The organism is Methylobacterium oryzihabitans (genome assembly GCF_004004555.2).
Taxonomy (GTDB): Bacteria; Pseudomonadota; Alphaproteobacteria; order Rhizobiales; family Beijerinckiaceae; genus Methylobacterium; species Methylobacterium oryzihabitans.
Genome location: NZ_SACP01000115.1, coordinates 1 through 511, shown reverse-complemented (window position 1 = coordinate 511; position 511 = coordinate 1). Strand labels below are relative to the sequence as shown.

The window sequence follows — 511 nt, the reverse complement described above, 5'->3', positions numbered from 1 at the left end:
CCGTCGTTCAGGGTGCAGGCACCTTCACACAGACGGTCTTGCGGGCACACGCGGCCACACACTTCCGGCAGGGTGTTGGTCTGGTGCGACAGCTCGGCCGCAGCCAGGATGTTGCCTTCGGACACCAGCTTCAACCAGTTGGGGATGAAGTTGTGCACCGGGCACTTCCATTCGCAATACGGGTTACCACAGCCCAGGCAGCGGTGCGCCTGGTCTACGGACTGCTGCGGCTTGAACGGTTCGTAGATTTCCACGAACTCCTTCTTGCGCTGGCGCAGCAGCTTTTTCTTCGGGTCCTTGCGGCCCACTTCGATGAACTGGAAGTCGTTATTCAGACGTTCAGCCATTTTTCAAAACCTCTTTACAGCAGCTGCAAGCTACACGCTGCAAGCCGCAAGACGATCACTTAATCCGGGCAAACCTCGTACTGCCTTTACGTGCAGCTTGAGGCTTGCCACTTGCAGCTGTTTTTACTGCGGGTTGGCACGAGTACTGGACAACAGTTGCTTCA

The 511-nt window shown here is 56.8% G+C and carries 1 pseudogene; it reads right to left on the bottom strand.

Annotation, left to right across the window (positions count from 1 at the left end):
• Window positions 1-347: pseudogene (locus EOE48_RS28615) on the bottom strand (hypothetical protein); the annotation flags it as partial.
• Window positions 348-511 lie beyond the last annotated feature (164 nt).